Below are 26,653 nucleotides of genomic sequence, written 5' to 3' on the forward strand. Positions count from 1 at the left end.
TGTTCCTTATTGTTTAACAAGTTTAAAAATAAGCGAAGTATTAATTCCGCCAAAAGCAAAGTTATTGCTCATAATAATGTCAGCATCCAAATTTCTCGGCTGCTGAACGATATAATCTAGTTCACCACATAGTGGGTCGATTTCATCTAGATTTAAAGTTGGAATAAAACGGCCACGATTCATCATTTCGATGCTTAACCAAGCTTCAATAGCCCCACACGCCCCCAGCGTATGTCCAAAATAACTCTTTAAAGAGCTAATTGGTTTATAGCCTAAAACTTTTGCAGTGGCTTGGCTCTCCGCCACATCCCCCTGATCAGTTGAAGTACCATGTGCATTTACATAAGCAATATCTTTAGCTTCTACAGATGCATCTTTAAGTGCTAACTCCATACAACGCCCCATCATTTCTGATTCAGGACGAGTGACATGTTGACCATCGGTATTGCTACCATAACCAATCACTTCTGCATAAATATGAGCACCTCGGGCTTTGGCATGTTCATATTCTTCGAGAATTAAACAGCCTGCGCCTTCACCAATCACCAATCCATCTCGTTTAGCATCAAATGGACGTGGTGTTTTTTCAGGTTGATCATTCATGCCACTGGTCGCGAACAATACATCAAAAACTGCTGCCCCTGCCGCACTGAGTTCCTCGGCACCACCCGCAATCATGACCTGTTGTTTGCCATATTTGATTGCTTCATACGCTTGCCCAATTGCCATGGAACCAGAGGTACATGCGCTTGAGGTAGGTAAAGTTAATCCTTTTAGGCCAAAATATACGGTCATGTTCACCGCACTGGTGTGGGCCATCATGCGAATATAAGTGGTGGCATTAATCTTACTCATGCTCTGGTGAAGCAACATACTTGCAAACTCACCCACAGCATCTACGCTACCCGCAGAAGACCCAAAGGCAACACCCGCTTCGCCGCTAGACAAAATTTCATGTCCAAGCAAACCAGCATTTTGTAACGCAGTTTCGGCACAAACCACAGACATGAGTGCTACACGCCCCATACCACGGGTAACCTTACGGTTAAAATGTTTTGGAACATGAAATGTTTCAACAGGCCCAGCAAGCTTGGTCCGAAGGTCAACATATTGCTCCCACTCCGGCATGTAGCGAATGCCACTTTTAGCAGCTTCAAATCGCGTAAAGATATCATCGGCAGTTTCACCCAAAGAGGTAATTCCTGCCATTCCTGTCACAACTACACGTTTCATCAGATGAGTCCTCCATTTACAGAGATCACCTGTCGGGTTACATAAGAGGCTTCATCTGAACACAAGAATTTCACTACGCTCGCCACTTCATCGACCTGCCCCATGCGTTGCAACGGAATCATTTTAAGTGCATGTTCTTTGACTTCATCTGTCACCATTTCGGTTTCGATCAGTCCAGGGGCTACACAGTTCACAGTAATTTTTCGCTTCGCCAATTCGAGTGCCAAAGCCTTGGTCGCACCAATTAGACCTGCTTTTGCAGCACTGTAGTTGACCTGTCCACGATTACCCATAATTCCAGACACAGAAGATAAAGTGACAATACGGCCACCTTTGCGTAAGTGAATCATTGGCATGATAAGTGGTTTTAAAACATTATAGAAACCGTCTAAGGAAGTCGAAATTACTTCATCCCAATCTTGATCTGTTAACGCAGGAAAAGCACCATCATGAGTAAGACCTGCATTTAATACAACCCCATAAAAAGCGCCATGCTGCTCTACGTCTTGTTCTAGAATTTGTTGAACCGTCTGGCGCTCATTTACATCAAACATTAAATAATGGCTATTTTGACCTAAGGCTTGAATCTCTTGTACGACTTGCTCAGCCTCTGCCTGACGAGAACGTGCATGTACAGTTACATCAAAACCAGCCTTTGCCAGCTGTAATGCAATCGCTTTCCCAATTCCTCGGCTTGAACCCGTTACTAAAATTCGTCTTGTCACAATGTATTCCTAATTCTTTGTGGTTATTCAAATGGTGTTTCTGTAGGTTCAAATACACTTAACGTTGCCTGAATGCAGTGCTCAGCATATTGAATTTCACAGGAAAATTGCCCAAGTCCTTCATAAAAATATTGTTGCTCTATTTGGATGATCAATCGTGAACCTAAGGAGAAATAAGGGATGGGTAAATTTAATTTACGTGTTCCCAATAAAAAACCGACTTTTGGTGCTTGTTTTGACTGCTGACCTTGCCAGCCTGAATAAGCACTAATTGTTTGTGCCATAATTTCAATGCTTGCCCATGTCGGCAATCCTTCCGCTTCACAAAACATGAGCTCTGGTGTAATCGTGAGTTCTGCTTGTGCCCGCCCTTCAGCAACATCCGTTAAATGGTCAATAAATACCATCGGTTGCTCATGAGGAATATATTGAATTGCATCTAGTTTCATCAGGGCTTCACTCCAAAAACAAGACTAATATTACTTCCCCCAAAAGCGAAAGAATTACTCATCACATAGCGGATGGGCTGTTTTAGTTCGGCATTTTGCACATAGTTTTGGTCAGCCAAATTTGGATCAATCTCAACACTTTGATGTAAAGGCAACCAACTTTGATCTTTTAAAACTTGCTCACAAATAAAAGCTTCGATGGCACCCGCTGCACCAAGACAATGTCCAGTTTTATGTTTTGTACTACTTAAAGCAACTTGGTAATCACCAAAAACTTGCCTTACAGCCTTAATTTCCATCGCATCATTTTGTGGAGTTGCTGTTCCATGCAAGTTGATATAGCCCACCTCTTGAGCGGAAATATTTGCCATATCTAATGCACGTTGCATAGCTAAAGCGGCACCTTTACCTTCAGGATGCGGGGCTGAAATGTGCCATGCATCCATGGACTCACCCGCCCCCATTAACATGACAGGTGCTTGTTCTTTACTTAGTACAAAAAACGCAGCGGCTTCACCAATATTAATACCATCACGGTTTACACCGCAGGGTTGGCAAATATGTCCAGATAAACTTTCTAGACTATTAAATCCATTTAGGGTCAACTTACACAAGGTATCAACGCCACCAACCAGCACAACATCGGCTAAATCTGCGTGAAGTAATCGCTGCCCTGCGGCTAATGCTTTAGCGCTTGAAGAACAAGCTGTCGAAATCGTATATGCAGGCCCTTCCCATCCTAAGTACTGCTGTAATGCTTTCGCTAAACAGCTCATTTCTTGAGGATAGTGTGATATCGATAGATCTGTTTTTCCTTGAAAATATTGCTTAAGTAAGAGTTCATTATCTGCAATACCAGAGGTAGATGTGCCCACCACAATGGCCAAACGTTTATTTTCAAAGGATGCGGTATAAGCTTTTAACTCTATTTCGATTTTAGATAATGCGGTTAATGCAAAACGTAGATTACGTGAATCTACATAGCGCAAAGCATCAGGTACGCTCGAACATAATGGATGCGTATATTGCCCCACCCAAACATCACGATCAGCAATTAAATCATCTCGCAAACTCAAAGTTTGCTGTGGCTGTTGTAATGCTTGTTTGATTTGATTAAGTTCACTGCCTAAAGCTGACAAACCAACACTAAATTGTATGCCTACTGCCATTGGAGCTGCATTTGCTGAAGGTAAATGTTTCATGGCGTAGAACTTTCTTCTGTCTGCAAGGTGTTCTCAATCGAACTCAGCGTCATGGTATAAGGGACTTGTTCATTAATCAATTCAATGCTTCCTTGTCCCTGTTTAAGCTGTAACACAGGCTGCTTTTCGATATAGACAATCTGCTTGTCTGCTTGTTGTTTCATCTCTACAGCTTGCTGCCCTAAATGCGAAAATTGAGGGTATGTCGCAAACAAAAGGTCACGCACCACAAACTCAAAAGGCAATAAACGCATTTGATCAATACACTGTTCAACATGAACCCGATGCCCATCAAACTGTAACTTAAATAATTGCTGGCCTGTCAGGCTTAAAGCGACCATATCCAGTACAGCACCCTTTTGCTGTTGATATAACAAGAAGCTAAAACTTTGCTGCTTCCACTGAACCTCAACCTGATCTTGCCTTTGATAAGTCTGAGCCTGCCATAGTGGACTTTGCAGTCCTTTGGCATGTGGTATGACCTGACAACCATTTAAAAATATCAAGCTACTGAGTAATATCGTTGCCCATTTGTGTTGCATGGTTATCCCTCAAGTACCTGTTCTTGCGTCAAGCCTTCACGACAATATTCTGCCAAAGTGCTGAGTCTACGTTTAGCATTTTTATGGATCGGGTTTTGTTCATCCCACGCATAACCCGCCAACAGTGAAGAAATCATACGGCGAATGCCTTCATTCTGATTTTGCGAAAACACCACATCTTGGAACTCGCCTTCGTACCATGACTCAACATAGGCACGAAATACCTGAATACCGCGGCGTAATGGTTTTTCATATTCTTCTAACCAGTCGACTTGCACACCTTGTAAAACTCGTTCAACTAAAGGAACCGCCAAACTTGAAGATTTAAGAGCAATTGTCACACCTGAGGAAAAGACTGGATCAAGAAACTCACCCGCATTACCTAATAGAGCATAATTGCGGTCTGCCAAGTGTTTTACATTCGCTGAGTAGCCCACCAAGGTCCGCACTGGTGTATCAAACTTTGCACGGCGCAATACATGTGACAAGCTTAGCTCATCAGCCAAAATACGTTTGAACATTGCTTCAGGTTCATTATCCGAAGCATTTTCGACCATGTATTTGTCAAAAAAATCTTGTTCTGCAACAACACCAAAAGAAGCTCGTCCATCTGCAAATGGAATCAGCCAATACCATGCACGATGATCTTTTTCATGAACAGTAATTAAAATTTTATTACGATCAAACTCTGGGTCATCTGTAATTCCGTCTTCAATATGGGTAAACAGCGCACGTCTTACCGGAAAATTTGATGGACTTTCTAGATCTAATAACTTTGGCAAAATTCGTCCAAAGCCACTCGCATCTAACAAGAATTTAGTTTGAATCTGATAACGCTGTTGTTCTTCATCAATTACTGTAAGTACAGGCTGTTCAGATGCAACATCAACATCTAAAACCTCATGCCCAAAGCGAATATCCGCACCATAAGCTTGAGCCTGTTTTGCTAGTAAGTTGTCAAAATCTGCACGGCGAACTTGCCAAGTCGTTCCTGGTCCATCCGTAAATTTTTCTGTAAAGTCATAGAAGCTACGCTGTTTGCCACGTAAAAAAGCCGCCCCGTTTTTAAATTGAAAAGCATATTGTTCAACATGCTCACGGACTGTTTCTAATAAACCAGCCTCTTCTAAAAATGCCATAGACTGCGGTAGCAATGACTCACCAATCGAAAAACGAGGGAAATGCTGTTTTTCAATGACCGTAACGGTATAGCCCTTTTTTCGAAGAAGTGCAGCAGCAGAACTACCTGATGGCCCAGCCCCAATAATCACGACGTCAATTTTTTCTATAGTGCTCATAGCACAACTTCCTTTTTAATTTATTCAAATTATGAATGGTCTTGTAAATTCACGATATGTTTTTCATCTGCGGGCGTTAACAAAGTCGCATAGATAAACGAGAAAATAACCCCGAATAAAACCGTTAACCCAAAACAGTGAATTGCGTAAGTATGGCTAAATGAAAGTAATCCGAAGCCGAGTAAGGTCGACATCATACATAAAAATAACGCCATTCCAACTACTTGTGGGTGATCATGTCCATGTCGGTAGAAAATTGCATAGTCGACACCAATCCCTATAATCAGAAAAGTCGCCATAATACTAAACAGGTTAATTTCGACACCTAACCATGCCTGAACAGCAAAAGTACTCAGTAATGCCAAACTTACTGGCAGGACCAAAGGCACAATCGAACTTAGTCCATAAATAAGCGCCAAACCAACCGCCAGACCAATTAAGGCATAAATCAGAAGATGCTGAGCCTGCACTCGATGTTCAGTAAACATTTGCGACATTTCGGTAATCGGTTGCTGAAAATGTATGTGATCATTCTGAAGCTGCTTTAATGCCTCAGGCTGTTTTGCCCTTGTCACCATGACTAATCGCTCGTTGGCTTGAGGTTGTAAAAAAGCTAAAGGGTGATCCTTAAATATAGAAAAATCTAATAACGGTTGTGTCGCCAGTTGCTGTTGCCATTGCAATACGTCAGTGACATTTAAGCCCATACTTTGTGCATATTGCTGCAAAGTCGCTTTTGGAATATTTCTTAATAGTTGTAGATTATTTTGCTGCTCTGCCAATGGTGGAATCCATTGACCTAAAGCTTGAAATGCACTGATTTTTCCGTTTGTTTGCAACTGTTGTAATTGCCTTATCAGTTGCTGCTCTTGTTGCTGCATTTCATTTGCAGATGCTGCACGCACCACAAAATAATCACTACTTTGCTGCTGGCCAAATTGCTTACGAACCGCTTGGTCCTGCTGTTTTAAGCTCGCGTCCATACCTTGTAAATTACGAATATCATCGTTACTTTTAAGATAGAAAAGACTCGAAGTACCTACTGCTAAAATGACTGCAATCAAGCCATAACGAACTTTGGCACGCTGTTGAAACCATAAGCGTGCTTGTCCAATCCACGATAAAGCTTTTATTGCTGGCTGAGCATTGAGCGCAGGTAATCTTGGTAATAGCAGTACACTACTGATCCACGCCGCAGTTAATCCTACAATTGAAAAGACCGCAATCTGCTTGAACCCAGGAAACGGAGTAAAACTCAAAAAGATGTAAGCAACCAATGTGGTCATTAAGCCCATAAACAAACTTGGTAATAGGGGTTTTAAAATTTGAAAACCACCAAGCTTTCTATGCTGCGATTGCATCGCCATAAAATAAAATGAAAAGTCGACACAGACACCAATCAGACTTGCACCAAAGACCAATGTCATCAGGTGAATTTCACCAAACACCCAATGTGTGACCGCAAACGCCACAAAGCTTCCAGTCGAAACTGCAATAAACTCGGTTGCCAAAGGTCGCAGTGAGCGAAAGCCGAACCAAACCAGAAAAATTAAGCCTAATGTTGAGCCAACACCAATGGTTGAGATTTCCTGTTTAGCCGATTGCGTACCAAAATTTGAAAATAAAATAGTTCCAGTCCAATGAGATTTTAATCCCATTGCCGCTAGCTTTTGCTTAGTTTGTTCAATCCAAGTAGAGGTCTGTTCTTGGTAATCAATATTGTATGGACTTTGCGTTAGCTGTAATACGAAAAGCCGAGAAATGCCTTGCTCATGATGAATTGTGGCAAAGCCCTGCTCCATTTCAATATCTTGCTGTGACGGGGTTGCCAACTGCATGGCATAACGAGGGAACAATAATAGCGGATCTTGCTTAAGTGACTCAGCAGTGACAGGCATACCTGGACTCATCATCTGCATCAGACTTTGTTCAGTCAGCGCAGCATAGTCCTTTTTTTGCAATAAGGCTTGATCTTGAGTACTCAACAAGCCTGCGCGATGTTGATACAACTGTTTTGCAAATTGATCAAAATCAAGTTGTGGTTTCAGCGGTTGCCACAACTGGCTTTGCTTGGCCTGCGCTATTAAGAAATGAGTCGCTTGTTGTATCGCAGCTTCATCTTTGGCATCTACCACCACAAATACTTTATTGTTGAGTTGCTCATTCATGTACTGCTGAGTACGTGCAAGTTTTGGGTCTTGCTGAACTTTAGGCAATAACGCAAAAATATTGGTCTGAATATGAATATCTTTATTCAGCCACGTTACGCCAAGCCCCACCGCGATCAGCAGCAGAGCAATTAACCAAAGCGCGGTGAACTTATTTTGCCAGTTGGAAAATCGCATGCTCAGCAGCCGTTAGAGTCGTCGGTTGAGAAGTCTGGTGACTAAAGCGAATGGTCGTTAAATTATTCGCTTTCTCGGTAATCACGATTTGGTTAACGTACTGTTGACCTTGAGCATCAACACGCACAAATAACTTTTTAAACAAGCTACTTTTCGGAGTTAAGCTCATGCTCCAACCCACTGGACTATAATTCGCACTTACCACATTAAAATTCTTTGCCAAAGCCTGTTCATTACCAGACATGAGCTGTAAGAATAAAGTCGCGACCGAACTATATGGCGATTGATCAACTTGTATTTGGCTAAATGTACGCTGCGTTTTCTGTACCAATTTGGTTGGGGTAACGATCAAATCTGCTTGCACAGGTCGTTTGATTTGCCACGCTACACCATAAGATTTTGAGAACAATAAAGAGCCGTTCGATACAAAAGTTTTATTTAACGATGGCAATTTTTTTTGCTGTTCGAAATCAGCACGAACCGTAGGAGACTGTGACAATTGCTGAAAAATTTGAGTGATCTGTGCTGGCGCTGCATAGACTGCACTTAAACTACCCATCCAGATTGCAGTACCTAAACCTAAAGTTTTGATGAATTTAGACATCACGCATTCCTCTTCGGTTGAAACTCAGACCATGCATTTAAGCGATCAAACAATACTTGAGGCGACTGGAAACACATTTCACGAGCTTCAATATTCACAGCCACCTGTGTGGTATAACCCTTGGTTAAACGTTTCCCAGACTCAGCATCAAAAATCAAATAATCAATTTTTAAGCGGTTTTCCCATTCTTTTAAAATGGCACGAACCCGAATCTTTTGTTCAAATTCAATACCGTATGCATAGCGAACATGGCTTTCAATCACAGGCCATGCATAGCCTGATTCTTTCATCTGCATATAGTTGTAATGAAATTGATCGAGTAATTTGCAGCGCGCAATCTCAAAGTATTTTAAATAATGTCCATGCCAAACCACATTCATGGTATCGACATCATGAAATGGAATTTCAATGATTACATCTGCATGCATTGGCTCACCTTATCCCATAAATTCTGGTTGATTAAACAATTCAAGTTGGTCTAAACGATCAACAATCTGTTGTAATTCGGTTTGTAATGGTCGGTCTTCTTCGACAAATGCAAAGCCTTGTAAGGTCCATTGCATAAACGTTTGCAATGTTGGACTTAACTGTGCCGTTAAACCTTTTAAATGAATCGCCTGTACACTGGCGCAGCAAAGTGCTGCAATGACTTGCTGTGTCAAGGTAATCACACGGCTCGCATCACGCGCAGCAATGGTCCCCATACTGACTTTGTCTTGGTTATGGCATTCGGTTGAACGTGAAAAAATTGAAGCTGCTAAAGTATTTTTCAAAGCTTCAGCTGTCCACGCTGATACTCCGATTTGTACCGCTTTAAAACCATGATTCAGTGGCAAACGTTCAGCCGTTGCACCTGTTAAATTACGCGGTAAACCATGATTCATTTTATGGTCGACTAGCTGTGCAATCTGTCTGTCCATCAAGTCAGCAATATTAGCAATCATAATTTTTAAGCTATCCATTGCCTGTGCAATGTGTCCACCGTAAAAATGACCGCCATGTAATACACGCATACCGACTGGATCAATCAGTGGATTGTCATTACTTGAATTCAGCTCATTCTCAATAAACTGACGCAACCATACTTTTGAGTCTTCAAATACACCAATAATATGCGGTGCACAACGAAGCGAATAACGGTCTTGCAAACGTGGGCTTTGATGTGCTGTTTGTACTTCACTGTTCAGCCAGTCACGTAATTGCTTGGCAATCTGTTGCTGTCCCGGATGAGGTTTCTGTGCAAACAATACTTCGTCAAAATGACTAGGATTACCTTCCAAGGCCAAAACATTTAGAGCAGTAATTAAAGTACTAGCAAGTGCAATTTGCTCTGCTTTTTTATAGTTCAGACAAGCAATTGCCGTCATCACCGCAGTACCGTTCATAAGCGCCAAACCTTCTTTAGGTCTGAGCGTTAAAGGCTGTAACCCTTTTTCAGCATACACCTGAGCAACTGGAACAATTTGTCCATCGACATAAACATCACGCTCACCGACTAAAGTTCCCGCGATGTAAGACAACGGCGTTAAGTCACCACTTGCCCCTACCGAGCCTTCAGAGGGAATGACTGGAGTTACATTTTCGTTCAGCAACCAAACCAAACGCTCAAGTAATGCCAACGACACACCTGAATAGCCTCGTGCCAATGAACATAGACGCGTTACAACCACTGCACGTGCTGTGATGAGATCCAGGTTTTCACCCAAACCACAACCATGAAAACGTGAAAGATGCAGCGGCAACTCATTAACCTGATGTAATGGCACTTCAACTAAACATGAGTCGCCATAACCCGTAGTCACACCGTAGATCACCCCTTCCTCTTCAAGGAGCTGATCAAGAAAATCAGCACCTTTTTGAATCAGTTCACGCCACTCAGACGTTTCTGGTAAAGCAACCTGACATTCGCCTCTTGCTACAGAAACGATATCTTCAATACTCAGTGGCTGTTCACCTACGGTTAACACACGCATGTTATTTCGTCCAAAAATTATAAAAATTAAACCATTGATAAGGCGCACGCAGACAATGCTGTTCTAGGACGGCAACGTATGTTTTAGTGATGGTTTGCATACTTTCAATACGGTTAGCGCGAGGTAAATTTATCTGCTCGGCAATTGAATGAATATGCACTTGAAACTGCTGCTGCACCCGATAGCAAAACACTGCAATAACAGGCACTTTGAGTAAATTTGCTAAAATCCATGCACCTTGTGGGAACGCTGCTGACTCCCCTAAAAAATCAACATGCTGTACACGATCTGACTGCACAGGCACTCGGTCTGCCGCCACAATGACCCACTCACCTTGCTGCATTTTGTCTTGCAATAGCATGGCAGTTTCAATACCCAGCTCATCAACTGATAAAAGACACACATCCGCCTTATCATTTATTTTTTTCAAAAACTCATTAAATTTTGTCGCGTGCTTTTGGTAAACCAGCACATTAATTTTCTGCGGATGCTCTGACTTAATGGCGCGTAGCAATTCAATATTGCCAAAGTGAGAGACAATAATCAGAGCACCTTTTTGATAATGCTGAGAGAAGTTTTCATGTCCAAAAACTTGCAGTTCCTGCTCGGGAATATTACCTAGCCAGCCCTCAATCTTATCTAAAATACATTCACCAAATTGCATGAAATGCGCATAGCTATTTGTCCAATTTGGTTGATGGCTAAAGGGAGACTGCGATCCAGCAAAATGATGCAGTTTTTGTAAATAAAGCAAGGAGGCTTGTCTTGCTGCGGCAGCAAATAACCAGTACCACATAATGACGAAATACATCACAAACTTGCATAACCAACGTCCACCAAAACGGTAAAACCACAACATCAGCATGAGGGGCAGCATTCCTCCTCGCTCTTTAATATCGTTCCATTTTGGTGAAGCTGAATCTGTCATAGTCAACCTTGCAGCTTTTGTTTTAATAGCTTCGGTAAGCGAATCAGCATGCCCATAAACAAAGTTGCATGCGCTTTGCTTAGCCCTAAGTTATCTCGCCAAGCATGAAAATGAGAAATACCCTGCTCTGGATAAACCACAGGTGTTGGTACATTAATAAAAGGCGTATTTTCCCATTTTAAACGTACTAAAATTTCACTATCAAAACCCATACGTGGCTGAAATTTAGCACTATTCAATACCTTGATTGTGCTCTCGAGCGGATATATGCGAAAACCACACATGCTATCTTTAATTTCAAAAGATAAGCTATTTAACCACACCCAAAAATGAGTAATGTAACGGCCATATAAGCGCTTTTTAGGAATAGAGGCATCAAAGTATGGCTGCCCAATCACCATTGCATCTGGATGTTGTCGAGACTGCTCAATAAATTTTGGAATGTCATCCCAGCAGTGCTGTCCATCTGAATCGATTTGTAATGCATGGCTTAAACTAAGCTCATAAGCTGCACGTAAACCAGTCATTACGGCTTGTCCCTTACCTTTATTCACCTCATGTTCAATTAAGTGAATTTGGGAATATTGCTCGGCCAATGCTTTTAAAATTTGGCTACACGCATCATCACTACCATCATTGACCAACACAATCGGTAGATGAAGACTGTCCAGATAAGAAATCAAATCTGCTAAATAATGTGGATGATTATAAACCGGAACAACAAAGCCGTAATTGGACTGCATTTTTAATCCTCTACTTCTGTTTGCAAGGCAAATAATAGTCGCCCTGAAGCCAGAATCTGTTCTGAATTACGTAGTTCAAAACTCACTTTATGCTCTTTTCGAGCAAGCTTGAGTTGTACCACGGCATACGGACGAATCAGGTTTTGAAATTTTAACTGCTCATACCCCTGACACCAGCTCAAATCAGACCAAATTGATTTAGCAAAATGTTGTAAAAAACCTATTTGCCCAACCCCAGGATAAATCGGTTGTGTTGGGAAATGCCCTTTAAAACAAGCTAACTCGGGTGGAAATTCCAACTCCCAAATGTAGTCATCTGAATTTTGAGACTGTGACAGCACCACGGGTTGTAACATAGGCTTAAATAGAGTTTTCAAATAGTTTTTATTGAGTTTGGACTGAGTATTTTGTGGTAGCTGACTGAGGAAACGCCACTGACGTGGAATTGCGATCGTTTCCAAGCTGTCTTTTAATTGTTGTTTTAAATGGCTGACAAAAGCGGACTTACCTTGCTGTTGTAATTGCTCACGAGCTTGTTCTTTCAGAACAACAATACAACCCAATATTTGACGTTGCTCATGTTCAAGTACCAATACATGACATTGCTTTACGACATCTAAAGCTTGAATGCTTTGCTCGATCGCATCTAGGCTTAAACGCTTTTCTTCAAGTTTTACAATTCGATCTGTACGCCCCATCAGCTTAAAGGTCTGACATGTTGCATCTGTCCATGCCGCACCATCACCTGTGGTAATCCAATCATCCTGATAGGCATGATTACTCTTGACCATAAGCTGTTGGTCTTCAATACGAATAGCCACATTACTAAATGCAGTCCAAGCATCTTCATCTTTAGCACGATGGGCAATACCACCAGTTTCCGAACTTCCCAAAACTTCAATAATCGGACGATTTAGTAAAGGGCGAACACCACTTTCTAGTTTGCCCCCGGAACTAAACACCATCTGGCAGTGTTGTAAAACAACATCGGTTGTCCAACGTTTTAATAAAGCAGGACTTGAGATCAAATAATTGCTTAACCCCATTGTTTCTAATTGTTTTTGGGCTTGTACCACATCTTCAGGGAATGCCATTTGAGGATTATAAAAACTTCGACCTGTAGCAAGTGGTAGTAATAATTTAAACAGTAATCCATAAATATGTTGATGACTAACTGTTGCAATCGCAGTTGCATGTTCATCAAAACTAAAACTCTGACTCAACCCTTGGACTTCGTTAAGTAATTGTCTAAGTGTTCTTGGAATTTTTTTAGGTTCCCCAGTTGAACCCGACGTATAAAAATAGAGTTGAGCCTGCTCTAAAAAAGTATCATCTAAGGTTAAAGATAAAGGAACAACTTCTCCAATTTCTTGACGCTTTAAAAAATAAATCTGTTGTGCGGCAAAATCCTGTTCTAATTCACGCACTCGACTGGGTGGCAAAAGTATTTGCTTTTTCGCTAACAAGGCAGCAAAGAATAAAACCAGAAATTCATAACTATCTGCTTCCCATAAAGCCCAAGTTAGATTTTCCATTTGAGCAATTGCAGCAGCTTGTAATGCCACATCTTGCCAAAATTGATTAAAACTGGTCGAGTTTAGAGTACCGTCTATACAAAGTGGCTGAGCTGAATCGATGAATTTCTGAAAATGGCAATACATAGTTTTTAATTAATGATTTGAAGAATGTAAACGCTGATGTCGTTTACGCAAAATAAATTCACCAAGGAACAAAATGCCCATCAGCACATAAGAAATAAAGCCATTATAAATGACCCAAACCTGAGTTGAGGTAAAAAACACTGTGCTTAAAGCAATCAGTGCATTACAAAAAAAGAAAACACACCAAACTTTGGTGACCTGTCTGGTCCACTGTACGCCAGAAGCAGGTAAATCAGGTTCAACAAGTCGGGCAAAGCGCTCAATCATAGACGGCGGCTTAATCAGTGTCAGCGCAAAAATAATTAATGCACCTAAACTCATACCCACTGGATATAGCTTTAGCCAAGCATGGTCATGTGACAATAAACTCAGGCTACCGCAAACGATGGCAAAACCCGTTAATGGCCATAATAACGAGTTGCCTTTGCTAAAAAGTCTGATCACACCTAACCCGATGAGTAAAGCACTCACCCAGACAAATTGGCCGTGAGTCAAACTCCAGCCCACAATAAAGGGATACAGCACAAAAAGTGCCGTCATTATCCCTTTAAGAATAAACTTCATTCAGCAGTCATGTTCTGAATAACCGTCACCACATCAAGTACGGTTCTCACATTTTTAAAGTCTTCAGGCTTTACTTGCTTGCCTGTTAACTCTTTAATTTTTACAACTAAATCGACCGCATCAATACTGTCTACATCAAGATCAGAATAAAGGTTCGAATCGAGTTGAACAGTCTCTGGTTCAATTTCAAACAAATCTTCCATCCATTCGCGGAGTTTAGTTAGTACTTGCTCTTGAGATAACATCATCACGCTCCTTATGACTTCTGTTGTGCTTCAACTAAAGCAACCAAGCTCTGGATTGACTTAAAATACTGTTTGGTTTCATCCGATTCTGCATTTAAATGAATGTTGTAACGCTTTTTCAAAGCCAGTCCCAACTCAAGTGCATCAATCGAGTCCAATCCTAGACCTTCTCCAAATAATGGAGCTTCTGTATCAATATCGGCAATAGTAATATCTTCTAGTGCTAGAACATCAATAATCATTTGCTTTAGTTCATCAGCAAGATTGCTCATTTCAAGATAACTCTTCTTCAAAAATTTTATAAAAACTACGACTTAACTGACGAACTTGTTTAGGTCCTACTGTTAAATCATCTAACAGATCTGATACTTGCACAGCATCTAATACCTTGACCTCGATATGAAATGGTTGAGATGGTACGTGGTACCATTTTTCATTTTTGGTTAAAGTTGATGGTGTACAAGTAATAATTACTGGGCGAATTGGTACATTTGCACGAATGGCAATATTGGCTGCGCCTCGCTGAAACTCGTTTAGGGCCATCCCTTTTTCAGTGCGCGTTCCTTCCGGAAAAATTAAAAGAGAAGCCGCATTATTTTCTTTTAGACGCTTTACACAGTCTTCAACAAACTGCTGAGAACCTGCATTTAAAATATAACCTGCGCTTTGTACGGGTCCTTTGGTAAATGGGTTCGACCAAAGAGACTGCTTCACGACACAATTAGCCTGCTGCATCATACCAATTAGTACTACAACATCAATCAAAGTCGGATGATTGGCAATCACCAGCTCTTGGCGACTATTTTGTAGTTTTTCCAGCCCCTCTACCGAATAAGTCATGATGCCGAGTTTGACCATCATGTCGGTAAAGCCTTTAAAACTATGTTTAATCACATTTTGCGCACGTTGCTGTCGCTTTTGCGGATCAGAAGTGGTTGCATTGAGTACGGGGGCAATCACTGAAGCAATTGCCATACCACCCAGCCCAAAACTGGCAAAACTAAAGCCAGTAGCAGCCACACGCCAGCAATAATTACTTTTTTGCTTGAGATTTTTAAGATTTAGCATTTGTTCCACCCAAATGCAGATGTTAACTGGTCAGCATCCTGCCAAAAATGAGCAAAAGCAGGAGCATCTGCTTCATCTCTATGCGTCCACGCAGTAATTTGTAAATTAGGTTGCTCTAGAGTAACGACAGCAGCCATCGCATAGGCAGGAAAATTAATTGCCTCAGCATAAATATTAGGTAATGGCTCATCATAAGCGACGACTAAGACCCGCTTACTCTCAGGCATTGACTTTAAAAGTGCATAAGCCTCAATCAAACCTTCAGTCCATGAACAGCTTAAGCTGGTAGAGGGAGTATCATCCTGACATAAAATTGAATAGAGGCCAGAAATTGCATTATGAACAGACGTTGAAAATTGTGTTGGCGATGGGGTTTGATCATTTAAAACATCTTGCAAGATATTTAATGTTTTGGCCTCATCACCATATTTTGATACCCAAACAATATAATCGGCCTTATTACCTTCTAATGCGCCGATCGCACTATTTAAAGCAAGTTTAGCCAATGGTGATAAACGTCTACGCTGCATAGCTGGGATGCAGTCGAGCGCCGTATAGGAGGGCTGAGCATGTGTAAATATAAGCTGAGCAAGATGTAATGTTACCATGCTAAAAAATGAACCCTAAGCCGCGTTATTCTGTCGAAATATAAATTATTTTATAAAGATGCTGATTATAGCATTCGTTATAAAATTTACAAAAAATTACGTTTATCACTCACACTTTTTCATAACTCTTCGGAGTAGCTCATTTATTTGCAAAAAAAACCCAAAGAAAACTTTGGGTTTTTGAACAGTAAAAAACTTAACGGTTAAATTTTTTCTCTGCTTTCTTAAATTTCTGAATATAACGACGGCGACGTGCAGCAGTACGTTCATCAACCTGACTCTTACGACCTTCAAACGGGTTTTCAGAAGTTTTAAAGTCAATACGAACTGGTGTACCTTCAAGTTTATACACTTTACGGAACACGTTTTCTAAATAACGGCGATAATCGGCAGGTGTCTTATCAACTTTATTACCATGGATGACGATAGTCGGTGGGTTCTGTCCACCCATATGTGCATAACGCATTTTAATACGACGACCGCTAATCATTGGCGGTTGATGAGCTTCTGTCGCGTCACTCAAAATTTGAGTCAATTTAGCTGGTGATACTTTTAAGTTCGCAGACTCATAAGCACGGTGGATAGAAGGATATAAATCACCTACCCCAGTTCCATGTAAAGCAGAAATTAAATGGATTTTTGCCCATGGAATAAAGTCAAAACGGCGTTCAACATCAAGCTTACATTGCTTGCGGTCATATTCAGACATATTATCCCATTTATTGATGGCAATAACCATGGCACGACCAGCTTCAAGCGCATAGCCAATTAAATGCAAGTCTTGCTCAACAATACCTTCACGCGCATCGACTACAACTACGACAACATGTGCATCTTTCATTGCTTGCAAAGTTTTAACAATTGAGAACTTCTCAATCATTTCATCAACCTTACCTTTACGACGCACACCTGCTGTATCAATTAAGGTGTATTTACGGCCTTCACGCTCAAAAGGAATGTAAATCGAGTCACGCGTTGTACCTGGTTGGTCAAATGCCACTACACGGTCTTCACCAAGCAAACGGTTGACCAGTGTTGACTTACCAACGTTAGGACGACCAATAATTGCTAAACGTAAGCCAGTATCTTTGTCATGTTCTTCAGGGTTTTCATCTTCTGGAACTTCCGCAAGTACATCTTCCAGCATTTGCTGTACGCCACGACCATGGCTAGCGGCAACTTGTAATGGTTCACCCATACCAAGTTTATAGAACTCAACTAAAGCTGCTTCAGCATGAACACCATCTACCTTGTTCGCAACAAGATAAATTTTCTTGCCTAAAGTACGTAGTTCACGAGCAATTTGCTCATCAGAAGCTAACAATCCAGCACGAGCATCAACCACAAAAATAATAATATCTGCTTCATTGATCGCTGTTTTTGACTGCTCGGCCATGTAGTTATCAATACCGCCTTCGCCCTCACCGATACCACCAGTATCAACAACAATGAAAGACTTATTTTGATAAGTCGCATCACCATATTTACGGTCACGAGTCAGACCCGCGAAGTCGGCTACAAGTGCATCACGACTCTTGGTAATCTGGTTAAATAACGTTGATTTTCCGACATTCGGACGACCAATGAGCGCAATAACGGGTTTCATACAATAACCTTAATTCAAGACCAGCCATATCTCATGGCATGAGCATTAGAAACAATACAGGAGATATATTTTAAGGTCAGATATGACCATAATAAAAGACGGGGCTTTGAACTGATTTAATTCAAACACCCCGATATTTTTTTAACAGCGTAATTTGTTAAGCGGCTATTTTAGCACAAGCAAACGAAATTAACGATTCTGCCAAATACTTAAATCGCCTTTTCTGGTCGAAACGTAAAGTTGGTTCTCAATAACACGTAATGTATTGACCTCACCACTTGTTTTTGAACGACCAATCAACTTACCTGTTGCAGGATCAACCAGATGTAATACGCCATCTAAATCACCAACAATAAGGTCCGATCCCAACACAACAGGGTTACTTAAATGACGGTTTAATAAACTATCATTTTGCCAAACTTGTTCACCTGTCGTTAAATCATAAGCAGTTAACTTGCCATCCGCAGAAGAAACAAATACTTTATTGTCATAAACTTCTGGACGCTTGGTGCTGCTTGAGTCTTCACTCCAAACTACACGTTGCGAAGCTAGATCAGTTACAGTCACTTGCCCTTGGAAACTAGTAGTTACCATAAACTGTCCAGCAACAGTAGGATCGCCATCGATATCAATCAAACGTTGAATATCAGAACGACCTTCACTTACCGCAACACGACGTTGGAAACGTGGAATACCACTAATCGTATCAATTGCATAAACATACGCATTCGCAGATGCGATTAATACGGTACGCGGGTCAAGACTCACCGGTGACGCCTGTCCACGTAAACTAAATTGGACATTTGGTAATTTATAAGCCCAAACCTGTTGGCCTGAAGCAGCATCATGCGCAAATACAGTACCATCATTCGCAATGGTAATAACACGTCCAGACTGAACTAAAGAAGGACTTAATAGTGCACCAGATAACTGTGCAGTCCACTTTTGTTCACCTGTTGCCTGATCTAAAGCAAAAAGTTGACCTTTACTATTACCAACAACAACAATTCCTTCAGCAGCTTCAACACCAGAGCTTAAGCCTAATTTGCTGACTTTTTTCTCCCAAAGGCGTTGCTTGCCACGATATGCAGCGACTTCACCTTTTGGGTCAAGCGTAAAGACCACGCCCTCACTTGCATCAAGCTGCAAACGTAACGGATCTGCCTTATCAGTAGAAGAAACACTGCGCGAAAACACGGGTACTAGAGTCTTTTTCGACTCAGTCAATTTCGGTAGTGGATTTGGTTTTGCTTCTTTTACTTTGTTGCTAGAACATCCCACCAGTACAGCTGATGCGATTGCAATTGCCAAAGGCAGTTTGAATTTCTGATTCATTAAGACTCTTCCACCTGTGTTTCCAAAATTGGGCGCTCAATCTGTGGATCTTCAACTAAAACGCCAACACTTTCGAGTTTAATTTGTAAAATTTGTCGTTCTTGTTTACGTTCCAGTAACGAATCCCATGCCGCCTGATACGCTTTTTTAGCAGAATCAATATCTTTCTTGGCAACAAAGATATCACCACGTAACTCTTCTACTGTTGCTTTAAACGCAGGATCGACGTTGCCAGACAAGGTTTTTAGTGCTTCATCATATTTGTTTTGCGCCAATTGTGCATCTGCTAAACGCAATTTTACAACCTGAATCAAACCTTCATCTTTGACTTTTGAATTTTCAACTTTCTTCAACGCTTTTTCAGCAGCTGCATAGTCCTGTTTTTCATAGGCTAATTTTGCTAATACAAACTGAGTCTGTATCGCCTGAACAGAATCGATATCATCTTTTACGATCTTATCTGCCGATGCAGTTACCGAAGTTAAAGCATTAGGATTATCAGCACTCGCATTTGCCTCATCCATTAACTGCTGTACTTTTGCAGTTTCTACTTGGCTGCTTGCAAGATTTCTTTTTTGCCAATATTCCCACCCAAAAAAGGCAATCAATGCAATGAGAATCCCGCTAATCATGGCAGAACCATATTTTTTTGCGAACGACTTTAAGCTGTCGAATTGTTCTTCATCACTTACACTCATGTGATTGTCCTTTTCCAGATGTTTCAGTTTATTTTGTAAATTTTTCGATTAAGAATGGTACAAGCTCAGCCAGCGCAACTTGAGACTGCTCAGCTGTTGCTAACTCTTTGATAGCAAGCTGCTGCGCTTCCCATTCACGCTCACCCAAAATCATGGCGTAAACAGCCCCGGCCTGATCAGCTTTTTTCATCTGACTCTTCATGCTGCCTTGTGAACCTGTTTTGATTCGAATACTGCTATTTGCAGCTTCTAACTGGTCACGCAATTGTTCCGCTAAAATCAAAGCCTTGGTTTGATAAGCAGGTTCTGCAACCAAGAAAACTTCGCAATCACGAATAACTTGAGCCTGTTCAACTTGCTCAAGTAGAAGCAATAAACGCTCCATGCCCATCGCAAAACCAACAGCAGGTACAGATTGATCTGGCTTACCTTTTAGCTGACCAACTAAACCATCGTAGCGCCCGCCAGCACATACAGTACCTTGCGAACCTAAAGCAGTAGTTGTCCATTCAAAAACAGTCTTATTGTAATAATCTAGACCACGCACCAATTTTTGATTAATGACAAATTGGATACCCGCAGCAGTCAAATAATCTTGTAACTGCTTAAAATGATCCAAACTCTCTTCTTTTAAGAAGTCATGTAATTTTGGCGCATTTTCTAAAATTTTCTGGGTAGATTCAATTTTAGAATCTAAAATACGTAATGGATTTGTTGTTAAGCGACGCTGTGAGTCTTCATCCAACGCATCTTTATGTTCGTTTAAAAACGCAACCAATGCATTACGGTACTCTGTACGCTCATCAGTTTCGCCCAAAGTATTTAATTCAAGCTGAACTTTATCTGCAACGCCCATACGTTTCCATAAACGAGCAGACAACATAATCAATTCAGCATCAATATCAGGAGTTGCAACACCGAAAGTTTCCACGCCAAACTGGTGGAACTGACGATAACGTCCTTTTTGTGGTTTTTCATAACGGAACATAGGTCCCATATACCACACGCGTGGCGTAGCACCGCGCAACAAATTATGTTCAACCAAGGCACGAACACAGCCTGCCGTACCTTCCGGACGTAAGGTTAATGACTCTGGTGGATTGCCTTTATCGAAAAAGGTATACATTTCTTTTTCAACAATATCGGTAGCATCACCAATAGCACGTTTAAACAAACCCGTTTGTTCAACGATCGGCAAACGAATTTGTTGATATCCATAAGCATCCATTAAAGATGCTAAATGTTGCTCGAGACGTCTCCACGCTACTGTTTGCGTTGGCAAGATGTCATTAAAACCTTTGATTGCGACGATTGAACTCATGATGAACTACGAATAATTTCTTTAGATTTAGCTTCTTCAAGCTCTTGGACACGTTGACGAACCATTGTTTCGATTTCATCAACCAATTGATCGGTATCGATTAGATGGCTTTTTTCACCATTGCGATAAACCAATGAACGAGGCGCAGCCCCAACAACCCCGATATCAGCTTCTTTTGCTTCACCCGGACCGTTTACCTTACAGCCAATTACCGACACATCCATTGGAGTACGAATATCTTCTAAACGTTCTTCCAACGCTTGCATCACCTGAATAACGTTAAATTCTTGGCGTGAACAACTCGGGCAAGCAATAAAGTTAATTCCGTTAGAACGAAGCCCAAGTGATTTTAAAATATCAAAACCAATCTTGATTTCATCTTCCGGTTCGGCAGCAAGCGAAATACGCATCGTATCGCCAATACCTTCCATCAACAATCCACCAAGGGCAATCGCTGATTTCACCGTACCTGTACGGTAAATACCAGCTTCAGTTACGCCTAAATGTAATGGATTATCAATTTGCTGAGAAAGCAAGCGGTAAGCATCCATGGTTAAAAACACATTTGAGGCCTTTACACTAACTTTAAACTCATGGAAATCAAGACGATCTAAAATATCAATATGACGTAAAGCTGATTCAAGGAGTGCTTGCCCAGTAGGCTCGCCATATTTCTTTTGTAAATCTTTTTCTAGTGAACCCGCATTGACCCCAATACGCATAGAAATGCCATGATGACGCGCCGCAGCAACGACTTCACGTACTTTCTGATCTGAGCCGATATTACCAGGGTTAATACGTAAACAGTCTGCACCATAATCTGCAACAGCTAAGGCAATTCTATGGTCAAAGTGAATATCTGCAACCAAAGGTACGGAAACGCGCTTGCGAATTGCACCAAATGCTTCAGCAGCCTCCATAGATGGGACCGAAACACGCATAATATCAGCACCTGCATCAACACAACGCTCAATTTGAGCCACGGTTGCATCAACATCGCAGGTTTCAGTGTTTGTCATACTTTGCACACTAATAGGTGCATCGCCACCGACATACACCGACCCAACACGAATTTTACGTGTTGGTCGACGTTTAATTGGGTTCTCTATCATTGTATCGCTCAACTCATGGTATTAGCGGGATAAACGGAATTCAGCTTTACCGTTTACCGTATATGGAGACAATGAAATCTGTTCTTGGTTTAAACTTAATGACACAGCTGTTGCATCATCAAGACGAATCTGGAATGGAGACTCACCATTTAAGCTTAAAGTTGATGACTGACGACCTGTCGCCAAAACTTTACCTGTTGCATCAACAATATGAACAGAAGTTGGTCGGTTAAAGTTTAACACCAATTGGTCACCCACTGTTGAGGTGGTACTTCCCTGCATAGGTAAAACTTCAACATTCGATTGATTTACTTTAGGTAAATCTGCATCGTCTTTCTTTGAAGTCCATTTTTGAATACCCATAACAAGCAATGACACAACAGCAAGAATTACAACAGCAAGCAGAGCACGCTTTAACCATTTCTTATTACGATCGCTATTAGAACCTGGGAGTTTGCCCATGATTTTAATTGGCGAGTTATTTAAAGCATGATTTGGTAAAAGGCCCGTATCATTTGCATAAATCTCATCGAAGCGCTGAATAATCGCCGTCGCATCTGTATTTAAATACTTCGCATATGAACGGTAATAACCCTTAATAAAAGTCGCTTCTGGCAATGACTTATAATCATCTTGCTCTAAAGCGGTCAGAGTCTTAACCGGCATATTTAAATCTGAAGAAACTTGCCCTAACTCTTTATTCTGAGCAACTCGAATTTGACGTAAATACTCACCAGGACGTTGAATATTTCCTAAAGCAGAAGTCGGTAAGCTTGAGCCAGTTGGCTGCTGTGAATTAGGATTTATTTCCATACGGCCTCAGTACTATACTGTAATTGCAAATAACGTTGATATTCTGGACTTTCCGGGAACAAGGCACGTAATTGGTTTACTAACGCTTGCGTTCCCATTTTATCCGCATTGGCTCGAGCCACTCTTACACCAATCCAAAGTGCTCTTGCACCCTGATTTTTCTGCCCCACTGTATGAACATATTGCTCATACATTTGTGTAGCAGCCGGAATCTGCTGCTGCAAATAAAAAATTTCCGCTAACTCTAACATTGAAATATAAGAGTCGCGGTTAGCAAGGAGTGCTTGTTTGAATGTTTTTTCAGCATTCACAACATCACCCAATTTTAAATAAATACGCCCCAGATTTTCTAATGCCTGATAGCGTTGGTTATAACCTAATGTTGCTCCAGCAATACGGAATTGCTCAATCGCCTCATTATAACGCTCCATTTGGTATAAATAAGTACCATAATTATTATGTGCTTGAGCATTATCCGGTTCAGACGAAATTGCTCGTTTAAAATAATGTTCTGCTTTTTCTAAGTTGGTTTTGCTACCTTCTTGCTGTAGCAAAATCCCCATCATCATGTTTGCCGTTGCATCGCGGCTATCCACACTTAAAGCTTGATCAAGAGCTCGCTTTGCTGAGTCCAAGTCACCAGAACGGATATGTTCAGCAGCAAGTTGTGTACGAACTTTTACTGCTTTTTCTGGGTCTTTTTTTTGCGTATGCGTTGTCTGGCAACCACTTGCCAGAAATGCAACTGCAATCCCCATACATAAGACCGTTTTCAACTTTGGAATACTCAAAGCCTGCCCTCAATTTATCCTTGTGTACGCAAAATCTCTTGACGCTGTGTTACTTTTTTCTGCCACTGTTCAGCACGGCGGGTTCTATCAGCCACCTGACCCACTAGCTGTCCACATGCAGCATCAATATCATCACCACGTGTTTGACGAATCGTACACACAAATCCCGCATCAGACAAAGTTTTTTGGAACGAGATAATACGATTTCGGCTTGAGCGACCATATGGCGCATGCGGGAATGGGTTAAATGGGATCAAGTTAATTTTACTTGGTAAATTTTTTAATAATTTAATCATTTGCTGTGCATGTTCAGGCTGATCATTTACGCCCTCTAACATCACATATTCGATGGTCACATGTTTACGCGTACTTTCATTACCATCTTTGGCAATATAGCGCTGACATGCTGCAATTAACTGAACCAATGGATATTTTTTATTAATTGGCACAAGCTCATTACGTAATTCATCATTGGGCGCATGCAAGGAAATCGCCAGAGCAACATCAATGTCTTTTGCAAGCTGATCAATTTTTGGTACAACACCTGATGTCGATAAAGTCACACGACGTTTTGACATGCCATAAGCAAAGTCATCAAGCATAATCTGCATTGAGCTTAATACAGCATCATAGTTGAGCAATGGCTCACCCATGCCCATCATCACAACATTGGTCACTGAACGTTCGCGCTCGGCAACAGGCACTTCTTCCATATAAGAATAGTTTGCCATCCAGAGTTGCCCAATAATTTCATCTGGCGTTAAATCACGTTGGAAACCTTGTTTACCTGTTGAACAAAATGAGCAGTCTAATGCGCAGCCCACTTGAGAGGAAATACAAAGCGTTTTACGTAACCCAGTTTTATCTTCGGCAGGAATTAATACAGTTTCAACTAAAGAACCTGCACCCTCACCTACGCGAAACACCCACTTACGTGTACCATCTTTTGAATAATGACGGTGAACCACTTCAGGGGCTTTAATTTCACAAATCTGTTCAAGCTTCGCACGTAGTTTGCCTGAAATATTGGTCATTTCAGCAAAGTCAGTAACAAAGTATTGATGTATCCATTTCATGACCTGTCCGGCACGAAACTTCTTCTCACCGATATCTTCAAAGAATTTTTCTAACTCAGGACGAGACATGCCGAGTAAATTCACTTTATTCTCGGCAGCAGGGATTACCGGCGTGGACGAAGATTGCTGCTGTCCATCAAGATTTTCAGATGAAACGACCACTGCAGAACTCATGTGTATTTACCTAAACCATGTCAAAAAACTGAAGATATTGTTCAAGAATCAAACAATATTCTCTTAAGAGAATAAAAAAACCAGATAAGTAGTATACCACTTATCTGGTTTGAATGCTTTCGATTAACGAGTGCGTGGGCAGATCTCGTTGTCAGCAAAGAAGTAAGCAATTTCACGCTCTGCAGAAGCAACTGAGTCAGAACCGTGAGCAGCGTTTTCGTCGATGCTTACAGCAAAGTCAGCACGAATCGTACCAGGAGCAGCTTCTTTAGGGTTTGTAGCGCCTAAGATTTCACGGTGTGCAAGAACTGCATTTTCGCCTTCAAGAACAGATACTACAACTGGACCAGAAGTCATGAATGCAACTAAGTCACCAAAGAAACCACGTTCTTTATGCTCAGCATAGAAACCTTCAGCATCAGCTTGAGAAAGGTGTTTCATTTTAGTCGCAACAATTTTTAAACCCGCTTTTTCAAAACGAGCAAAAATATCACCGATGTGGTTTTTAGACACTGCATCAGGTTTTACGATAGACAAAGTACGTTCAATAGCCATGAGTGGCTCCTTTATTTTAAGATTTAAACTTTAAAAAATTTGCCGCATTATACCGATGTCATAGGCAATAATCAGCTTTGAATGTGTAAAAGTTGCGATTTTTTCTACTGTTTTTAGCGAACTTCGTCTATCCAGGCCATCTGAATGCCTTCTAGCAATCCTTCCGTCGATTTATTTGGGTCATCACTGAAGTCTGGTAATGCGCACACCCATGCATGTAAATCGGTAAAACGAATCCATTGCGGATCAACTTCTGGATGTGCTTCTGACAATTCAATGGCAATATCAATCGTATCTGTCCAACGTAAGCCCATAGCGGCTCCTATCTGTTTAATCTGCTAAATCACGAACTGTGTACTTTAGCAAATCCACAAACCTAATCGATAGCTTAAGCTGATAAAAATTACCGATGCTTATAAAGCGATGTTCAATAATGGCGCTACAAAAATAATCATCGCAGCGACTGCTGCACCAATTAGGGCACCTACGATTACATCACTTGGATAATGAAGGCCCAGTACCATCCGAGACAAAGCGACAAGCACCATAAATGGGAACATTGCTGCAAGTAGAACTGGCTGGATATAACCCAACACAATCGTCACCATGACCGCATGAAGCGTATGACCCGATGGGAAGCTAAAGTGATCAAGTGGTCTTTCACCGAGCACAATCACCTGATGCACCTGATAAGGACGCGGTCGCGTTGTTTTATGTTTTAAAAATTTATAGATTGCTGTTCCGACCGAACCACCTAATAACAAGTAGATGATTTGAAGACTATAGGTGATGCCTTGCATGCCCCACACGATTGCCAGCATTAGATACCAAAACGGACCATCACCAACACGACTGATAATTTTGAAAAAAAGGGCAACACGCTGTGAGTGAGAGAAATTGTTCAGATATAAACAGCCTCTCAAATCTAAATCGAGTATTTTTATTTTTGCATTCTTAAATTTCATGGTCATTCTCCTATCTTAG

Annotated in this window: 29 protein-coding genes; all 29 read right to left on the reverse strand. The window is 41.2% G+C overall.

Annotated features, from left to right (window positions below):
- Positions 1-6: 6 nt before the first annotated feature.
- Positions 7-1,233 carry a beta-ketoacyl-ACP synthase gene (gene fabF / locus SOI76_RS15900; RefSeq protein WP_104080367.1) on the reverse strand — a complete coding sequence of 409 codons (1,227 nt, stop codon included), beginning with the start codon at positions 1,231-1,233 and terminating at the stop codon, positions 7-9.
- The gene (fabG, locus tag SOI76_RS15905) at positions 1,233-1,958 is read right to left on the reverse strand and encodes a 3-ketoacyl-ACP reductase FabG2 (protein WP_014208360.1); all 726 of its coding nucleotides are present in this window, start codon (positions 1,956-1,958) and stop codon (positions 1,233-1,235) included. The genes fabF and fabG overlap by 1 nt, the downstream gene beginning before the upstream one ends.
- 23 nt (positions 1,959-1,981) lie before the next feature.
- Positions 1,982-2,407 carry a 3-hydroxylacyl-ACP dehydratase gene (locus tag SOI76_RS15910; protein WP_104080366.1) on the reverse strand — a complete coding sequence of 142 codons (426 nt, stop codon included), beginning with the start codon at positions 2,405-2,407 and terminating at the stop codon, positions 1,982-1,984.
- Positions 2,407-3,609 (reverse strand): beta-ketoacyl-[acyl-carrier-protein] synthase family protein, encoded by a 1,203-nt coding sequence (oxsM, locus tag SOI76_RS15915; RefSeq protein ID WP_104080365.1) that lies wholly within the window; start codon positions 3,607-3,609, stop codon positions 2,407-2,409. The genes SOI76_RS15910 and oxsM overlap by 1 nt, the downstream gene beginning before the upstream one ends.
- Entirely contained in the window at positions 3,606-4,151 is a 546-nt protein-coding gene (locus SOI76_RS15920) for a DUF3261 domain-containing protein (RefSeq protein ID WP_104080364.1), read from the reverse strand. The genes oxsM and SOI76_RS15920 overlap by 4 nt, the downstream gene beginning before the upstream one ends.
- A gap of 2 nt (positions 4,152-4,153) precedes the next feature.
- Positions 4,154-5,449 carry an NAD(P)/FAD-dependent oxidoreductase gene (locus SOI76_RS15925; RefSeq protein WP_104080363.1) on the reverse strand — a complete coding sequence of 432 codons (1,296 nt, stop codon included), beginning with the start codon at positions 5,447-5,449 and terminating at the stop codon, positions 4,154-4,156.
- 29 nt (positions 5,450-5,478) lie between these two features.
- Positions 5,479-7,794, reverse strand: a complete 2,316-nt coding sequence (locus SOI76_RS15930; RefSeq protein WP_250621814.1) for an MMPL family transporter — start codon at positions 7,792-7,794, stop codon at positions 5,479-5,481.
- The gene (locus SOI76_RS15935; protein ID WP_104080362.1) at positions 7,769-8,398 is read right to left on the reverse strand and encodes a LolA family protein; all 630 of its coding nucleotides are present in this window, start codon (positions 8,396-8,398) and stop codon (positions 7,769-7,771) included. The genes SOI76_RS15930 and SOI76_RS15935 overlap by 26 nt, the downstream gene beginning before the upstream one ends.
- Positions 8,398-8,826: an acyl-CoA thioesterase gene (locus SOI76_RS15940; RefSeq protein WP_000542808.1), complete on the reverse strand. Its 429-nt coding sequence runs from the start codon at positions 8,824-8,826 to the stop codon at positions 8,398-8,400. Before SOI76_RS15940 ends, SOI76_RS15935 begins: the two co-directional genes overlap by 1 nt.
- A 9-nt stretch (positions 8,827-8,835) precedes the next feature.
- On the reverse strand, positions 8,836-10,371 hold the full coding sequence (locus tag SOI76_RS15945; protein WP_104080361.1) for an HAL/PAL/TAL family ammonia-lyase: 1,536 nt from the start codon (positions 10,369-10,371) through the stop codon (positions 8,836-8,838).
- Position 10,372: 1 nt separating this feature from the next.
- A complete protein-coding gene (locus tag SOI76_RS15950) occupies positions 10,373-11,299 on the reverse strand; it encodes an acyltransferase (RefSeq protein WP_104080360.1) in 927 nt (308 codons plus the stop codon).
- A 2-nt stretch (positions 11,300-11,301) separates the two neighbouring features.
- Entirely contained in the window at positions 11,302-12,042 is a 741-nt protein-coding gene (locus SOI76_RS15955) for a glycosyltransferase family 2 protein (protein WP_104080359.1), read from the reverse strand.
- Positions 12,043-12,044: 2 nt separating this feature from the next.
- A complete protein-coding gene (gene vraA, locus SOI76_RS15960; protein WP_104080358.1) occupies positions 12,045-13,703 on the reverse strand; it encodes an AMP-binding protein in 1,659 nt (552 codons plus the stop codon).
- 9 nt (positions 13,704-13,712) lie between these two features.
- Entirely contained in the window at positions 13,713-14,267 is a 555-nt protein-coding gene (locus SOI76_RS15965; protein WP_032054397.1) for a septation protein IspZ, read from the reverse strand.
- Positions 14,264-14,518, reverse strand: a complete 255-nt coding sequence (locus tag SOI76_RS15970) for an acyl carrier protein (protein WP_001987856.1) — start codon at positions 14,516-14,518, stop codon at positions 14,264-14,266. Before SOI76_RS15970 ends, SOI76_RS15965 begins: the two co-directional genes overlap by 4 nt.
- A gap of 5 nt (positions 14,519-14,523) precedes the next feature.
- Positions 14,524-14,784, reverse strand: coding sequence for a phosphopantetheine-binding protein (locus tag SOI76_RS15975; protein WP_104075001.1), 261 nt, complete (start codon positions 14,782-14,784; stop codon positions 14,524-14,526).
- 1 nt (position 14,785) lies between these two features.
- Complete coding sequence (locus SOI76_RS15980) at positions 14,786-15,589, reverse strand: lysophospholipid acyltransferase family protein (protein WP_104080357.1); 804 nt, start codon at positions 15,587-15,589, stop codon at positions 14,786-14,788.
- Complete coding sequence (locus SOI76_RS15985) at positions 15,574-16,188, reverse strand: beta-ketoacyl synthase chain length factor (protein ID WP_104080356.1); 615 nt, start codon at positions 16,186-16,188, stop codon at positions 15,574-15,576. Before SOI76_RS15985 ends, SOI76_RS15980 begins: the two co-directional genes overlap by 16 nt.
- A gap of 196 nt (positions 16,189-16,384) precedes the next feature.
- Entirely contained in the window at positions 16,385-17,794 is a 1,410-nt protein-coding gene (der, locus tag SOI76_RS15990) for a ribosome biogenesis GTPase Der (protein WP_104080355.1), read from the reverse strand.
- Positions 17,795-17,983: 189 nt separating this feature from the next.
- Positions 17,984-19,129 (reverse strand): outer membrane protein assembly factor BamB, encoded by a 1,146-nt coding sequence (bamB, locus tag SOI76_RS15995; protein WP_104080354.1) that lies wholly within the window; start codon positions 19,127-19,129, stop codon positions 17,984-17,986.
- Positions 19,129-19,827: a YfgM family protein gene (locus SOI76_RS16000; RefSeq protein WP_104080353.1), complete on the reverse strand. Its 699-nt coding sequence runs from the start codon at positions 19,825-19,827 to the stop codon at positions 19,129-19,131. The genes bamB and SOI76_RS16000 overlap by 1 nt, the downstream gene beginning before the upstream one ends.
- 28 nt (positions 19,828-19,855) lie before the next feature.
- Positions 19,856-21,148, reverse strand: coding sequence for a histidine--tRNA ligase (gene hisS, locus SOI76_RS16005; RefSeq protein WP_104080352.1), 1,293 nt, complete (start codon positions 21,146-21,148; stop codon positions 19,856-19,858).
- Entirely contained in the window at positions 21,145-22,260 is a 1,116-nt protein-coding gene (gene ispG / locus SOI76_RS16010; RefSeq protein WP_004698760.1) for a flavodoxin-dependent (E)-4-hydroxy-3-methylbut-2-enyl-diphosphate synthase, read from the reverse strand. Before ispG ends, hisS begins: the two co-directional genes overlap by 4 nt.
- 21 nt (positions 22,261-22,281) lie before the next feature.
- The gene (locus tag SOI76_RS16015) at positions 22,282-23,073 is read right to left on the reverse strand and encodes a helix-turn-helix domain-containing protein (RefSeq protein WP_016142242.1); all 792 of its coding nucleotides are present in this window, start codon (positions 23,071-23,073) and stop codon (positions 22,282-22,284) included.
- Positions 23,064-23,864, reverse strand: a complete 801-nt coding sequence (gene pilW / locus SOI76_RS16020) for a type IV pilus biogenesis/stability protein PilW (RefSeq protein ID WP_205668465.1) — start codon at positions 23,862-23,864, stop codon at positions 23,064-23,066. The genes SOI76_RS16015 and pilW overlap by 10 nt, the downstream gene beginning before the upstream one ends.
- Before the next feature lie 14 nt (positions 23,865-23,878).
- Positions 23,879-25,114, reverse strand: coding sequence for a 23S rRNA (adenine(2503)-C(2))-methyltransferase RlmN (rlmN, locus tag SOI76_RS16025; protein ID WP_104080350.1), 1,236 nt, complete (start codon positions 25,112-25,114; stop codon positions 23,879-23,881).
- Positions 25,115-25,237: 123 nt separating this feature from the next.
- Complete coding sequence (ndk, locus tag SOI76_RS16030) at positions 25,238-25,669, reverse strand: nucleoside-diphosphate kinase (protein WP_003654870.1); 432 nt, start codon at positions 25,667-25,669, stop codon at positions 25,238-25,240.
- Between the two features lie 113 nt (positions 25,670-25,782).
- Entirely contained in the window at positions 25,783-25,983 is a 201-nt protein-coding gene (gene iscX / locus SOI76_RS16035; RefSeq protein WP_004698764.1) for a Fe-S cluster assembly protein IscX, read from the reverse strand.
- A 99-nt stretch (positions 25,984-26,082) separates the two neighbouring features.
- Entirely contained in the window at positions 26,083-26,634 is a 552-nt protein-coding gene (locus SOI76_RS16040; RefSeq protein WP_032054389.1) for a phosphatase PAP2 family protein, read from the reverse strand.
- Positions 26,635-26,653 lie beyond the last annotated feature (19 nt).

The sequence above is a fragment of the Acinetobacter pittii genome, from assembly GCF_034064985.1.
GTDB classification, from domain to species: Bacteria; Pseudomonadota; Gammaproteobacteria; order Pseudomonadales; family Moraxellaceae; genus Acinetobacter; species Acinetobacter pittii_H.